The following is a 14,597-nucleotide window of genomic DNA, read 5'->3' as shown; positions in this document are numbered from 1 at the left end:
GTCCTGAGCCAGGATCAAACTCTCCAAGATATCTTGAAGCTATTTGAATAGCTCATTATTTGTTGTCGTTACATTGAAGTAACTTTGAATTATGGTTGGTTTTGACTATGTCAAAACCCGCACTCTGGCATATGTTCAATCGTTATGATTGATTACCTATCATTGTTCAGTTTTCAAAGATCTGTACCAGTCTACACACTCTTTCTTCAAAGTGTTTCATCAACTGGCGACTTGATTATTGTATCAAGTCCAGCTCATTCCGTCAAGTGCTTTTTTTAACTTCTAAGAAGTTTTTCATACTTATCATTTGAGCTGTGTCCTAATGACTTGTATAAGTATAGCATAAATATAATAAACGTCAATATATAAAATTGTTATCCTAAAAAATTCATCTTTCTTTCATTATTTTTATTGCATCCTATACATAATATCTCATTAGAAGCCATTTTAACTTGTTTAATATTTATTTACCCAATTTTTACCTTAAACAACTATAGTTCTAAAGGAGTATATCTTTTTACCCATATATGATACAAAGCAAGCGCTATCACCATAACCAATGCAGTGAACATATATAAATATTGATAGCCCCACGCACTAGCTAATACTGCAAGTATAACCGATCCAGCACCGACACTTATATCTAAGGCTAGAAAATAAGTTGCTGTTGATACACCCGCACGCTCAATAGGAGCTGATTGTATAGCCAGCGCTTGGAATGCAGGTTGTGCTGCACCATAACCTAACCCCAACAATGGAGCGGTGAATAGAATAGCTAATGGTGTTATAGCTAATCCCAATCCAAATAAGCCTAATATAAATAATCCTAATCCTGTATAGATAATAATTTTTGAACCATATCGAGCATATATTTTTCCTACTATAGGCCGACTAATAATAATCATCAACGCAAAAATAGCAAAGAAAGCACTTCCCCATATTCCTGCCCCCATGCTATTAAGTTCTATAGGTATAAAAACTAAAACACCAGAGTAAGTAAAACCAATAAATAAGCCCATTAAAGCCCAAGGTAAACTTTTATTTTCTATAAACTGGGAAATATGCCAACCTTTATATTTTGATTGTTTAGGTAATGTTAACTCCTTTGATAGGGGAATAATATTACTTAAGACCATGGCCAATCCAGTCATAACCGTTAAAAATATATACAATGCCATACTACCGTATGACGATAAAGCATATAGACCGATAGCAGGTCCTAAAACCATTGCTATATTTGAAAAGATAGCAAACATATTAACCCCCTCACCTTTTCGATTAGGAGGTAATACTAATACTGCTAAAGTAGCCATCACAGTTGTTCCAAGGGCAAACACAACACCATGCAACCCACGTAGTACAAAAACAGCCTCTAAGGAGGTAGCAAAATTAAATAATCCCATAATAATGAAAAACAAGGCTGTTGATATTGATAGAACAATACGCTTATTAAAACCATCTATTAATCGTCCTGCAAAAATCCTACATAAAATTGTGCCAATTTGAAAATATGTCATCGCTAAGCCCGCATCAAGATCGCTGCCACTCAGTTCAGACGTGATTACAATTGGCAATGCCGCTACGAGAACATATTGAGTCATATATAAAATACCACTACTAATACCATAATTAGTAAAAGCAGGGCTCCATAATCTATTTGAATCCATATTTGTATCTCCCTTTTGTATCGTGTCACCTAGCCATTTTACGCCTCTATCTTATAGAATTCAAGAACAAGCCTTTTTAAATTTTATATAGTTAAAAATGACTGTTATCTGTAAAATACCTATACCGTTTTACATAATAAAAGATGGCAAAATAAAAGAACCTCTCTAAAAATAAATCAAGAGAGGTTCTTGTACTTTAATCATTAACACAATAATAATAATTTATAACTTATTATTGATTACGTACGTCATTTTTATTGCGACTCTTCCACATAACCCACAAGGATGTAGCTACACAGATAGAGGAGTACGCACCGCTAGCAAAGCCGATAATCATGCAAAGAGCAAAGTTCTTTGTAGTATCTCCACCAAATAAATAAAGGGATACACAAGCAAACATAACTGTTGCCAATGTATAGAAACTACGATGAATACTTTGTGTAATAGATGCATTCGCAAGATCTGCAAATGTATCAGAACGCTTGTGAGTATGCGTATTTTCTCGAACACGGTCAAAGATTACTACGGATTCATTCATAGAATAACCTACAACCGTAAGAATGGCAGCTAAAAAGGATGCATCAATCTCTAATTGGAAATAAGAGAAAACACCAAGAACCATAATCAAGTCATGAAAAATGGCAACTAAAGCAGAAATGGCAACCTTATATTCAAAACGATAAGAAATATATAAAGCTAATGCTGCGAATGCTATAACAAGATTTAATAACGCATGTTCCGTAACTTCAGAGCCAATTACAGCACCTACAGTTTCAATACGTTTAACTGTATTGTTACCAATAGATTTAGTCAAAGAATCAACAACAGCTGCACTTTCACTAGACTCAAGATTACGTGTACGAATCATTACGTCTTCGCCAGCTGTATCACCAGTAGTATCACCGGAAAGCTGAATTTGTGCATTTTCAAGATTATATTCTTTTAGAACGTCACGAACTTGACTAACCTCTACAGGTTGATCAAATACAACTTCAACAATAGTACCACCAGTATAATCAATACCAAAGTTAAACCCTTTAGTAAATATGGAAATTAAGCTGATAATAACGAGTGTGGAGGAAATAGCAAACCACCAACGATGATGTTTAATTACGTCTAATGTCATTTGCGTTTACCTCCTTTCAAAGATTTAGGTGCAAATGCGTCAGCACTTGTGCTTGGAGAAATATTCGCACCAAACCAGAATGGATGGTTTGTAAAGTTACAATCAATTAATAAGCGCAATAAGAAATGACTCACAGTAATCGCTGTGAACATACTTACCACAACACCTACACCTAAGCTGATAGCAAAGCCTTTTACAGGGCCAGATCCTAAAATAGTTAAGATACCAGCTGTAATGATAACGGATACGTTTGCATCAGTAATTGTGGCTAACGCACGGCTAAAACCTGCTTCCATAGCAACCCGCATAGATTTACCGGAAAATACCTCTTCCTTGAAACGTTCAAAGATTAGAATATTCGCATCTACCGCAACACCCATGGATAAGATAATACCAGCAATACCTGGCAATGTCATAGTCGCATTAAAGCCTTTGCCTAATACGAGCAATAAGAGCATAACATATACAAGTAATGCAATATTAGCTACGATACCAGAAAAACGATATAAAATAACCAAGAAAATCATGATCATTGCAATACCGGCACTGAAGGCTACAACAGATTTATCCTTGGAGTCTTGCCCCAAAGAAGGACCTACTGTACGCACTTCCAATACATTAATTTTAACAGGCAATGCACCGGAACGTAATAAAATAGCTAAGTCTTTAGCTTCTTCTAAACTTTGACTACCAGAAATAGTGGCTTTACCACCTGTAATTGCTTGTTGTACTACAGGATTAGTCAATTCTTTACCATCCAATGTAATGGCAATACGACGACCAATATTTTTAGATGTTAAATCAGCAAACTTCTTAGCCCCTTCATCACTTAATTCAATAGCAACGAGTGGTTGTTTATTTTGACCTAACTCTTCTTTAGCATCTTTTAAGTCATCACCAGTCATAACGGTTTGACCTTGGTCGTTTTTAAATTCCAAGACCGCTGTTTTACCGATACGTTTAATCGCTTCGTCAGGATCTTTTACACCTGGCAATTCAATGATAATACGACGAGCACCTTCACGTTGTACCAATGGTTCAGATAAACCCATTTCATTAATACGACGCTCTAAGATTTGCTTCGCCCGTTCCACTGCATCATTGTCAGCTGTACCAGTCGCAGAGTCCTCTGCTTCCAATACGATATGCGTACCACCTTGCAAGTCTAGGCCTTGTTTCAAAGAGCCTGCTAATGGTTGAATAAAATACGCAAATAATCCAATGATGGCAGCAATGACTACTAAAAACTTGATAATAGCTTTACCGTTCAAAATAGTTGCTCCCTTCTGCTATACACAATGTATAATGCCTTGCTCTGTCACAATTTTACTCATTCGTTGGTCTAATGCTTCCATTGGGATTGGTGTTTCCCATAATTGTACAGTCCAACATACGCCCATAAATGTACTTGGTGAAAGCTCCTTGAGAAATCGATCATAATACCCATTCCCCATTCCCATGCGACCACCTTGACGGTCAAAGCCAGCACCAGGCACTAAAATCAAATCCAAGTCACACGGATCAATAATATCGTATGGCTCAGCGGGAATACGTATATTTAACACACCCCGAGTGATAGATTCTAGAGACTTAAGGCGAACTGCAATCATAGTCGTCTTATCAGTACATACTGGAACGTATACAGATTTACCATGTTCTAAAGCATGGCGAATCACATCGTCTAAATTGGCCTCTTTAGGCATCGCCAAATAGGCCATAATGTTTTTTGCCGATATATACTCAGGACTATTAACGATTTGATTCGTCAACATCGGCGTCCACGACCTACAATCAGCAACGGATAAAGCAGCGCGCTGAGACTTACACGCCTGGCGCACTGCTTCCTTTGTATTCATTATTTTTCTTCCTTGTTTTTCTTAGACAGTACATTAGCAACTGCTGTACGAGCAAATGTTAATTCAACTTTTTCAGATACCTGTACCTTGACTTTTTCATCATCAAGTTCAACAATTTCGCCATAAATACCACCAATAGTAACGATTTTTTGGCCTTTTTTTAAACTACCTAACAAGCTAGCACGCTCTTTTTGTTGTTTCTTTTGTGGACGCCACAATAAAAAGTAAAAAATTACTACCATTAACAAAATAGGCCAGCTAGTTTGCAAGATTTGTTGAATATCTCCCATGTTATCCTCCTAGGTTAATAAATATGTATTTCTTTTCTAGTATAGCCACCTAATATAAATTTGACTAGACTTAATTACTATTTTTTAAAGCTATCCCAAAATTGCATTCTAAATTGCGGGAACCGATCTTCTAAGATAGCTTGTCTCATTTGACGCATAAACTCTAATAAGAAATAGAGATTATGATATGTTACAAGGCGTAATGCCAAAATCTCTTCTGCCTTATATAAGTGACGAATATATGCACGGGAATAATTTTTACATGTATAACATTGGCAACCTTCTTCTAAAGGACCCCAATCATGAGCAAATTGAGCATTTCGAATATTAAGACGACCATTCCAAGTCATGGCCATCCCATTTCGAGCAACACGAGTTGGATATACACAATCAAACATATCAACTCCACGTGCTACACCTTCTACCAGACAATCTGCGGTGCCAACGCCCATCAAATAACGAGCCTTGTTAGTTGGCAATAATGGCGTAGTATATTCTAAGATTTCATTCATTAAATCATGAGGTTCCCCAACGGATAAACCGCCGATGCTATAACCTTCAAAATCCATAGCTACAAGTTCTTCCGCACTTTGTTTGCGCAAGTCTTTGTACATGCCACCTTGAACGATACCAAACATGCCTTGGCGGTCATGAGCTTTACGAGCCTCTTGGCAACGATGCGCCCAACGCGTGGTACGCGCCGTAGAGCGTTTCGCATAATCATGATCCGCGGGATACGGAATACATTCGTCAAAAGCCATCGCAATATCAGAACCTAATTGCTCTTGTACCTTTGTAGCCACTTCAGGAGATAGAAACTGTTTTGATCCATCAATGTGGGATCTAAATGTAACACCATCCTCAGTAATTTTGCGCATATCGCCTAAACTAAATACTTGGAATCCACCACTATCAGTAAGAATCGCTTGATCCCAATTCATAAATTTATGTAAGCCCCCAGCCTCTTCTACAAGCTCCGGCCCTGGGCGAAGAAATAAATGATAGGTATTACTCAAAATAACTTGAGAACCCATAGCCTTTAGTTCTTCTGGTGTCATAGTTTTAACTGTCGCTTGCGTGCCTACAGGCATAAACATCGGTGTTTGGAAGGTACCATGTGGCGTATGCAATAAACCTGCCCGTGCCCCCGTATGAGGACATGTCTTTTGTAATTCATAAATAATACTCGGCATAGTCCCTCCTAACGTATAAACATAGCATCGCCGAAGCTAAAGAAACGATAACGTTCACGTACAGCTTCTTCGTAGGCCGCCAAACAGTGTTCACGACCAGCTAGTGCACTAATCAACATTAACAATGTAGATTGAGGCAAGTGAAAATTCGTTACTAACGCATCAATCATCTTAAATTTATAGCCAGGATAGATAAAAATTTGAGTCCAACCACTCATACCTTGTAATACACCATCATCATTCGTAGCAGACTCAAGAGTACGCACCGATGTAGTACCTACGGCAATGATACAAGACCCTTTTTGTTTGGCCGCATTGATTCGATCCGCCGTATCTTGAGATACAACAAAGAACTCACTATGCATTTCGTGGTCTTCAATAGTCTCTGCCGATACAGGTCTAAAAGTGCCAAGTCCAACATGTAAGGTTACAAACTCAAGCTCTACACCTTTAGCTTTAATCTTTTCTAAGAGGTCAGGTGTAAAGTGAAGTCCTGCAGTTGGTGCCGCAGCAGAGCCTTTCTCCTTAGCATATACCGTTTGATAACGATCTTTATCTTCTAACTTTTCATGAATGTATGGAGGTAATGGCATTTCACCAATTTCTTGAATCACATCATCAAACACACCGTTGCATGTGAACTGAATGATACGGCCTCCAAAATCTGTTTTATCTATAATAACTCCACTTAGGCGGTCATCAAACTCTATAACTTGCCCGACAGGACATTTTTTCCCCGGTTTAACAAGGCATTCCCATCGATTTTCACCACATGGTGTGAGTAGAAGTACCTCCACCTTGCCACCAGAACCTTGACGATGTCCATATAATCTCGCAGGGATAACCTTTGTATTATTAAATACAAGCACGTCTCCTTCATGAAGCTCTTCTAGCAAATCATAAAAATGTCCTTTATGTTTAACTTCACCACTTACCTTATCTAAGGTTAAAAGCCGTGCTGTATCACGAGGTTCTACAGGATGCTGAGCAATCAGTTCCTCTGGCAATTCATAATCAAAATCTGTAACTTTCATCGTAATCCTTATTAGTACATTTTCTTCAATGTAATGCCACTATAGTAGTGACGCAAAATAGTTTGGTAATAATTTGTATCTCCAGGATTAGCGCGCTTTGCCATTTCCGCAGCACCCCATTGAGACATACCAAGGCCATGACCCCAACCGTGGCCTTTAATATAAACAGTATCATTCTTGCCAGTAAAGCTATGATAAGCCTTACCCGTGCCTTTAGCAGGATTGTGATTTACATAGAAATCAAACAATGTAGATTTTAAACCTAAAATGCTACGCAGCGCATCACCATCTACAGTAGTTTTTCCAGAGGTACCTATGAAAGTAGCACTCTTTATACGACCTGATACACCGCGGTCGTATGTTTGTTGCCCAGGCTTACCAAGCGGGGTCAACTGAATGCTCTTCAATTTACCTACCCCTTTACTTGCCGCATTAAGTTTACTTTCAAGAGCTTGACGAGAGGTAGTGACAGTCCAATTCGATGTAGATGTACCAGTACTAAAGTCTTTTACCCCTTTTAAGTATGGCACATCACTGCCCCAAACATTTACACTATCCTCTGTATAGCCACCTCCATCGGAATGGAACAAGGCATTAATAGGACGTTGATCATAAAGCATAACTATGCCTTTAGTTTTATTTACAGCATTTGTGGTAGCTTGAGATTCACCACTCACACCACTATATACTTGATGATCCGTGGAATTGCTCACATCATAAAATTTACCTTTATTTTGTTCCATCGTATGAAGAGCATAGGTGCGAGCTGCTACGGCTTGCGCTTCTAATGCAGCAGCTGGCCAAGACGGTACTACCTCTTGTGGAACAACACCATACAGGTAATCCTCAAGAGGCACAGAGTTGATGATCATCATGGTTCCATTATTGGCACGTAATGTGAGCCCACCACGATAACCTTTACCTTCGAACAAAAATGGTGCATCACTATTCGCAGGCTTCAATGTAACCACACTATCAATAGTCTTTCCATTTACAGCAATCTTGCCGCCGCGAACGCCAATAGATGTACCACGATTAGCACTGATTGTGCTAACTTGACCATTACCGCTGTTCAACACAACCATATTAGCTGTAGATGTAACAGTAGCATCAGAGCTACGACTACCTAGTAGAACACGTACATTTGGCATGTTTTCTTTGCGTTCTGTAGCAGGCGTCACTACGGAGCCCACTTTGTTGCGAGTAATAACTGCTGTATTGGCTTGAATGCTATTCGCATCCGTTGTTTTTACTACCTTTTTAGTAGCAGTTTTTTCAGTAGCTCTCTTTTGTACTACAGGCTTTTCATCAGTAACTGCAGGTTTAGCAGTTGGCTTCGAAGTACCAGAAGCCGCAGGTTTTATAGCCATTGTAGCTTTACCTGTAGTGGCTGATTTCGTAGCTGTTGCATTAGTACTAGATTTCGCAGTACTAGTTGATTTTGTTGCACTAACTGGTTTAGCCGGCGTTACCGGTTTTGTAGATGTAGCAGGCTTTGCTACACTAACCGGTTTTGCACTAGGTTTAGCCACCGTAGATGCAGCAGTTGACTTAGAAACCGTTTTAGTTATTGTAACCGGCTTTGCAGCTGGTTTAGTAGCAAGTGGACGAAAACTAGATTTCTTCGTCGTATTTACTTTCGATACAGTTGTATTAGATACTGTTGATTTTGGCGTTGGCTTTTTCGTTACCACTGCACCTTTATTTTGCAGCGTCGCTCCATGTGCTATAGAAACACCGCCAATGTTTACACCTAAAAACAAAGTGGCCATTATCATCAATTGTAATCGTTTTGTTTTCATTGTTATTTCCCTGTCTGTGAAATACCTAAATGCTCATAGGCTAATTTAGTAGCTACCCTCCCACGCGGTGTGCGTCCTAAAAATCCTAATTGCATCAAATATGGTTCATACACATCTTCGATGGTATCTCTCTCTTCGCTGATGGCCGCTGCAATGGTATCAATCCCTACAGGACCGCCATCATATTTTTCAATAATACATTCCAACACACGTCGATCAATTCGATCAAGTCCCATTTTATCTACATATAAACGTTGTAATGCTTCATCTGCAATTTCTTGAGTGATAACCCCATCACCAATGACTTGTGCAAAGTCGCGTACCCGTTTAAGCAGACGATTTGCGATACGCGGTGTTCCTCGTGAACGACGCGCAATTTCGCTTGCCCCAGTTGGCACAATACCAATATTAAGTATCTCTGCGGCGCGAGACACAATAAACTCTAACTCTGGTTGTTTATAATATTCCAACCGATTAATAATACCAAATCGGTCCCGTAATGGAGCTGCCAAAGCACCCGCTCGAGTCGTGGCGCCTACCAAAGTAAATTTTGGCAAGTCAATGCGCACAGTTCGAGCACTTGGACCCTTACCGATGATAATATCAATAGCATAGTCTTCCATAGCAGAGTACAACACTTCCTCTACACTACGAGACAAGCGATGAATTTCATCAATAAATAATACATCATGGTCGTCCAAATTTGTTAATATTGCAGCTAAGTCACCAGACTTTTCAATAGCAGGACCAGAAGTTATACGAAAATTAACACCCAATTCATTTGCAATTATCCCTGCTAATGTTGTCTTGCCAAGACCTGGAGGCCCATAAAGTAGCACGTGATCCAATGCTTCCCCACGCTGTTTTGCAGCTTGAATATACACATTTAGATTGCCTTTAGCCTCTTCTTGACCTACATACTCATTAAAAAGCTTAGGCCGAAGGCTATATTGCCATATATCCTCTTCGTGCTCGCCATTGCCGACAAGGCGTACTTCTTCATTCATCCTTATCGTCCTTTCCCAAGCTCAATTAAGCTGACTTTTATCAACTCAGATACATCACGCTTACCATCATCTAAAGACTCTACAATATCTGCTACATCCCGTTCCAAGTATCCTAAGGATACGAGGGCTTCAATGGCTTCTCCTGCAGCACCGTTTGCAGCAACACCAACAGGCTGAATAGTCGCAGGTGATTCCGCAGAAATATGTGTCATCTTAGCGATTTTATCCTTTAACTCTAAAACAAGTCGCTCCGCAGACTTCTTACCAATACCAGGTAACTTTGTTAATTGCTGTACCTGTCCATTGATAATCGCTAATTTGAAAGCCTCAGGTGTCATGCCTGACAAGATGCCAAGCCCCACCTTGGGCCCGATACCAGAAACAGAAATGAGGAGTATAAACAACTCATATTCTTCTTCCGTCCAAAAGCCATAAAGTTGCATTGCATCTTCTCGTACATTAAGATACGTGAATAGCGTCGCCTCATGGCCCTCTGTCAGCTGTTGACGCGTAGTGGTCGGCACATATACGCGATACCCTACGCCATGTACATCAACATAGCACGATTCTTTAAAAAGATGTGTTACGATACCTCGCACATACCCTATCATTATACCAACCTCTTTAATCGATCATTGTGAGAACTATGAGCCGTACAGATAGCAACAGCTAATGCATCTGCCGTATCATCAGGCTTAATTTTCTCACGAATCCCCAAAATATTCATCGTCATATAAATGACCTGATTCTTATCAGCTTTACCATAACCTGTGACAGCTTGTTTAATTTGTAATGGTGTATATTCATAAATAGGAATCCGTTGTTGTTCAGCAGCCAATAAAATAACACCACGTGCTTGCCCTACCTTAATGGCTGTTGTTACATTACGGTTAAAAAATAATTCCTCCACACCGAACTTATCAGGCCTATATTCCTCCAATAAATCACTAAGATCATTAAATAGAATTTCCAGTCGCTGTGAATCAGTCAATTCCTTAGGAGTTGTAATAGCCCCATAGGCTACTGGTGTTAGTTTGCTACCCTTCACGTCAATAATGCCATATCCGCATATAGCCGTGCCTGGGTCAATTCCTATAATGCGCACCCCAACCCCCTTAGTTTAAAAATGAGATAAGCTACCGCCTACCTCCATTACATAATCTATTTTATTATAGCATAATTTCACATCGAAGTTCATGAATTTCCCTATGAATTATACATGAGACATATTAATTTTCTTAACTTTAATAAATATCCGAGTTTAATTTCAATAGAAAAGGAGCACCCCATAGAGTGCCCCCTTTATTATTATTCTTCTTCATCGTCCGGCAAAATACCATTATGATATACGTTTTGTACATCATCAAGATCATCCAATACGTCAAGCATTTTCTGCATTTTCACAGCATCATCACCAGTCAACTCAATCGTTGTATCTGGAATCATCGTGATTTTAGCTACTACAGTTTCGATACCCGCATCAGCAAGCGCTGCTTCTACCGCATCAAAATCCTCTGGTGTTGTATAAATTTCAAATACATCATCTTCAGCCTTAAGGTCTTCTGCTCCAGCTTCAAGAGCTAGCATAGTTACCTCATCTTCATCATGACCTTCTTTATCGATAACAAATACGCCTTTAGATTTGAACATCCAGCCTACACAGCCGCTTTCACCAAGGTTACCACCTTGTTTAGAGAATGCATGGCGCACGTCTGCAGCAGCACGATTACGATTATCGGTCATCACCTCAACAGTAACGGCAACACCGGCAGGACCATAACCTTCGTATACGATTTCTTCATATGCATTCATGTCCGTAGCACCGATACCTTTGTCGATAGCACGTTGAATGTTATCCTTAGGGATATTATTTTCACGAGCTTTTTGCAAAGCCAATTTCAAACGCATATTACCAGTTGGATCTGCACCACCCATGCGTGCTGCAACGGTAATTTCACGACCGATTTTTGTAGCCAATTTAGCTTTTAATGCATCGGTTTTACCTTTTTTATGTTTAATATTTGCCCATTTAGAATGTCCTGACATAGACGCCTCCTATTTATTCCACCATGCTTCGCCCCGCAGCCGATCTAAGATGATTGATACGGCACTACGCACGGATAAATGATTGTATTCACCATGGCCATATATAGGTTCTAAAATATAGTCAAAGCTTTCCATCGTTTCTTTTGTCATACCATAACCGGTACCAAATAATACTAACACAGGGCGCCCCTCATTTTCAAGATGTTCACGCATCCGTGCATAGGAAATCGTATTATCATAGGTGCGAGCATCTGTTGTAGCTACTATAGGTTTTATACCTTCTATGTCTTCAATTGTTCGCACCGCTACCGCAATTGAGTTTACCAATTCCACGCCGGTGAAAGCATCCTTGCGATCTGGATTGTAAGTAGAGCCAAATCCAGATTTCCAATGTTCCATAATCGTACTTACCAACTCACGTTGAGCTGGAATATTATGAATGACAAAATATTTAGACACATCATAGGTAATAGATGCTCGTGCAATATCATGTATATCATAATTTGTAATAGCCGTCGTAATGACCTCTTTATGTTTATTCATAATAGGATAATGAACAAGTCCAATATATAAATTAGCCAAAGCCTAAAATCTCCAAAAAAATAAATGATACTTAACTGATAAGATAATCAGTATAAACGACTAGTAATCTTTCAGATTAAGATACTAAAACTAAAATTAAAATAACAACGTAAAATTATTCCACTAAGAGTGGCACAAAATAAGCTTCAGTACCGGCAATTTCTTCTGGAGAAAAACGACAACCGACTGCAGAAGCTTGATCTCCAAGCATAAAACAAGATAATGTCAAACAGCCTTCTTTAGTACCGCTATCTACGGTATGAGTAAAGTGTTTCTGCTTGATGAACTCCTGATACATAACCTTTTGGCTGTCCCGACAAACTATATCATCATAGTTATCTACAAATTTCTCCATGTATAGTTCACCTTGATTTCCACGTTTTTGAACAACCTGAATATTTCGCCCTTCACGTCCCCAAATTTCTTTTTGAATATATAGCCCATCATCAAGGTTTGGGAAATCACTTTCAAAATAAGAAGGCGTCAAATAGCGTTTAATAATATCTCGCTCAGGTCCTGTAAAGAACTGGTTTGTTAAGTATAAGGCATATACCAAGGACATAAACGATTTATTCTGCAGAATAATCGCCTCTGGTGGATTAAATAGATTAAAGCGGTATTCATTATATAAATCTAAAAACATTTCACCTAATGGTTCACCATCTGCTGTAGTTTCATCAATCAATAGTTCCATAGGATGTAAACGATACAGGTTTGCTGCATGACTACCATCAGATAACAGAATACCATCATCATCAATGACCATATCATAAAAGGATAAGAATCGAATATCTGCTTCTGGACATGCTGATTTCATAGCATGTAAGAGAAACTGTGTAGTTCCATAGTCCTCTAAATAATCATGAAAGCACCCGAAAACAAAGGGTTCTATTTCATTATCAGTCATCATATTATGATGTTTATTAGTCACACTATATTTTTTACGAGACGTTCCTTCATATACGCGTTTCAAAAAACGCTCAAGTTCATTATAAGCATCTATATTAGGATCTACTTTATCGAAATATCGTGCCGCTACACCATTAGCATAATAGCTTTCAATCAGAAAGCAGGGTGTATCCGCATTAATCTCTACCATGCGCAATTGCCTTCTATCATCAAGGACAAAGTCAAATCGAGATAACCATGTAGGTAAGCCCAATGGATTCCCACGATGTAAATAAGGAATCAAATTTTCTGGCATATCCATATTGAGTGCAAACTCATTAGGTGCCTGTTGAAATACCTTGGCGGCTTTACAAAATATCTGAAACAACATGCGCGACGCATGTCGTATTTCATCATAAAAATCAGCTGAAAAAGATTGTGCAGAAAGCGCAGGATACCTATCAGCATAGCCCTCATAATCCACAAAAGGCAATATATTCGTATCAAGTTCATCTATATACGATTTCATAATATCGGCCTCCATTAGGAACTACTAGAACGCACTCCAGCACTACCAAATCCAGACTTTTGACCTATGGAGGACGCTTTACTACTTCTACGCTTTTCATAATCTAAATAAGTCCTTCGGCCCAAAGAACTATGCACATTTGAACCAGATGCCGTATATGGTGTCGTTTCTTCATACGGTTTTAATGGGGCTGCCACACGATATGTCATGGTTCGTCCATCCATACGCGCTGTAGGTGGATTAAATCCATAAAACATATAGTAGCCTGCTGCAATACTAGGTAAAAGCCCTGCTAAACCAGCATCCCATACTAAATTTCCACTGGTATCGCGGTGAAAGGTAACAGACCGATTGTCGTCATATAAAGCCGTCTCTTTACCATCTCCATGGTTTAATAGAGAATAACGATTACCTTGATTATCCTTTAATCGGACTTCCCCATCATTTGCTTTGGGATAGATTTTATCACATACAACATAAGCAATGTCATTCCAGTATGAGGACACACCAACAAGTCCCGCCACAGCGGCAAAGGCACTCGTTATGTATATAGTTTTCTTACTTGGCTTATACATAG

At 39.0% G+C, this 14,597-nt stretch carries 15 protein-coding genes; all 15 read right to left on the bottom strand.

Annotated elements, in window-relative coordinates; genetic code table 11:
• Nucleotides 1–491 precede the first annotated feature (491 nt).
• Entirely contained in the window at nt 492–1,667 is a 1,176-nt protein-coding gene (locus ACMKPP_RS00615; RefSeq protein ID WP_270279349.1) for an MFS transporter, read from the bottom strand.
• A gap of 232 nt (nt 1,668–1,899) precedes the next feature.
• Nucleotides 1,900–2,793 (bottom strand): protein translocase subunit SecF, encoded by an 894-nt coding sequence (gene secF / locus ACMKPP_RS00610; protein ID WP_004695602.1) that lies wholly within the window; start codon nt 2,791–2,793, stop codon nt 1,900–1,902.
• Entirely contained in the window at nt 2,790–4,064 is a 1,275-nt protein-coding gene (gene secD, locus ACMKPP_RS00605) for a protein translocase subunit SecD (RefSeq protein ID WP_004695600.1), read from the bottom strand. Before secD ends, secF begins: the two co-directional genes overlap by 4 nt.
• Before the next feature lie 18 nt (nt 4,065–4,082).
• Nucleotides 4,083–4,649: a 5-formyltetrahydrofolate cyclo-ligase gene (locus ACMKPP_RS00600; RefSeq protein WP_008715724.1), complete on the bottom strand. Its 567-nt coding sequence runs from the start codon at nt 4,647–4,649 to the stop codon at nt 4,083–4,085.
• Nucleotides 4,649–4,939 (bottom strand): preprotein translocase subunit YajC, encoded by a 291-nt coding sequence (gene yajC / locus ACMKPP_RS00595; protein ID WP_004695596.1) that lies wholly within the window; start codon nt 4,937–4,939, stop codon nt 4,649–4,651. The genes ACMKPP_RS00600 and yajC overlap by 1 nt, the downstream gene beginning before the upstream one ends.
• Before the next feature lie 77 nt (nt 4,940–5,016).
• The gene (tgt, locus tag ACMKPP_RS00590; RefSeq protein WP_004695595.1) at nt 5,017–6,132 is read right to left on the bottom strand and encodes a tRNA guanosine(34) transglycosylase Tgt; all 1,116 of its coding nucleotides are present in this window, start codon (nt 6,130–6,132) and stop codon (nt 5,017–5,019) included.
• Between the two features lie 8 nt (nt 6,133–6,140).
• The gene (queA, locus tag ACMKPP_RS00585; protein WP_418369140.1) at nt 6,141–7,166 is read right to left on the bottom strand and encodes a tRNA preQ1(34) S-adenosylmethionine ribosyltransferase-isomerase QueA; all 1,026 of its coding nucleotides are present in this window, start codon (nt 7,164–7,166) and stop codon (nt 6,141–6,143) included.
• An 11-nt stretch (nt 7,167–7,177) separates the two neighbouring features.
• Complete coding sequence (locus tag ACMKPP_RS00580) at nt 7,178–8,968, bottom strand: SpoIID/LytB domain-containing protein (protein ID WP_039965486.1); 1,791 nt, start codon at nt 8,966–8,968, stop codon at nt 7,178–7,180.
• A gap of 2 nt (nt 8,969–8,970) precedes the next feature.
• Entirely contained in the window at nt 8,971–9,975 is a 1,005-nt protein-coding gene (ruvB, locus tag ACMKPP_RS00575) for a Holliday junction branch migration DNA helicase RuvB (RefSeq protein ID WP_004695590.1), read from the bottom strand.
• Nucleotides 9,976–9,977: 2 nt separating this feature from the next.
• Nucleotides 9,978–10,586 (bottom strand): Holliday junction branch migration protein RuvA, encoded by a 609-nt coding sequence (ruvA, locus tag ACMKPP_RS00570; protein ID WP_004698493.1) that lies wholly within the window; start codon nt 10,584–10,586, stop codon nt 9,978–9,980.
• On the bottom strand, nt 10,586–11,080 hold the full coding sequence (gene ruvC, locus ACMKPP_RS00565; RefSeq protein ID WP_004695586.1) for a crossover junction endodeoxyribonuclease RuvC: 495 nt from the start codon (nt 11,078–11,080) through the stop codon (nt 10,586–10,588). Before ruvC ends, ruvA begins: the two co-directional genes overlap by 1 nt.
• 203 nt (nt 11,081–11,283) lie before the next feature.
• Nucleotides 11,284–12,021, bottom strand: a complete 738-nt coding sequence (locus ACMKPP_RS00560; protein ID WP_004698429.1) for a YebC/PmpR family DNA-binding transcriptional regulator — start codon at nt 12,019–12,021, stop codon at nt 11,284–11,286.
• A 9-nt stretch (nt 12,022–12,030) separates the two neighbouring features.
• Nucleotides 12,031–12,603: an RNA methyltransferase gene (locus ACMKPP_RS00555; RefSeq protein WP_004695583.1), complete on the bottom strand. Its 573-nt coding sequence runs from the start codon at nt 12,601–12,603 to the stop codon at nt 12,031–12,033.
• A 115-nt stretch (nt 12,604–12,718) separates the two neighbouring features.
• A complete protein-coding gene (locus ACMKPP_RS00550; RefSeq protein ID WP_004695580.1) occupies nt 12,719–14,020 on the bottom strand; it encodes a glutathionylspermidine synthase family protein in 1,302 nt (433 codons plus the stop codon).
• Nucleotides 14,021–14,034: 14 nt separating this feature from the next.
• A complete protein-coding gene (locus ACMKPP_RS00545) occupies nt 14,035–14,595 on the bottom strand; it encodes a hypothetical protein (protein WP_004695579.1) in 561 nt (186 codons plus the stop codon).
• Nucleotides 14,596–14,597 lie beyond the last annotated feature (2 nt).

The sequence above is a fragment of the Veillonella parvula genome, assembly GCF_048309325.1.
In the GTDB taxonomy this organism is placed as follows: domain Bacteria; phylum Bacillota; class Negativicutes; order Veillonellales; family Veillonellaceae; genus Veillonella; species Veillonella parvula_T.
Note: the sequence above shows the minus strand (reverse complement) of the source record. Positions and strands in the feature narration are given on the sequence as shown.

Bases quoted from the DNA above. Each gene is read 5' to 3' on its own strand.
- ACMKPP_RS00580 (WP_039965486.1), bottom strand. From the start codon at position 8,968: ATGAAAACAAAACGATTACAATTGATGATAATGGCCACTTTGTTTTTA.
- ACMKPP_RS00600 (WP_008715724.1), bottom strand. From the start codon at position 4,649: ATGAATACAAAGGAAGCAGTGCGCCAGGCGTGTAAGTCTCAGCGCGCT.
- secF (WP_004695602.1), bottom strand. From the start codon at position 2,793: ATGACATTAGACGTAATTAAACATCATCGTTGGTGGTTTGCTATTTCC.
- yajC (WP_004695596.1), bottom strand. From the start codon at position 4,939: ATGGGAGATATTCAACAAATCTTGCAAACTAGCTGGCCTATTTTGTTA.
- tgt (WP_004695595.1), bottom strand. From the start codon at position 6,132: ATGCCGAGTATTATTTATGAATTACAAAAGACATGTCCTCATACGGGG.
- ACMKPP_RS00545 (WP_004695579.1), bottom strand. From the start codon at position 14,595: ATGTATAAGCCAAGTAAGAAAACTATATACATAACGAGTGCCTTTGCC.
- ruvA (WP_004698493.1), bottom strand. From the start codon at position 10,586: ATGATAGGGTATGTGCGAGGTATCGTAACACATCTTTTTAAAGAATCG.
- ruvB (WP_004695590.1), bottom strand. From the start codon at position 9,975: ATGAATGAAGAAGTACGCCTTGTCGGCAATGGCGAGCACGAAGAGGAT.
- ACMKPP_RS00550 (WP_004695580.1), bottom strand. From the start codon at position 14,020: ATGAAATCGTATATAGATGAACTTGATACGAATATATTGCCTTTTGTG.
- ACMKPP_RS00615 (WP_270279349.1), bottom strand. From the start codon at position 1,667: ATGGATTCAAATAGATTATGGAGCCCTGCTTTTACTAATTATGGTATT.
- ACMKPP_RS00560 (WP_004698429.1), bottom strand. From the start codon at position 12,021: ATGTCAGGACATTCTAAATGGGCAAATATTAAACATAAAAAAGGTAAA.
- queA (WP_418369140.1), bottom strand. From the start codon at position 7,166: ATGAAAGTTACAGATTTTGATTATGAATTGCCAGAGGAACTGATTGCT.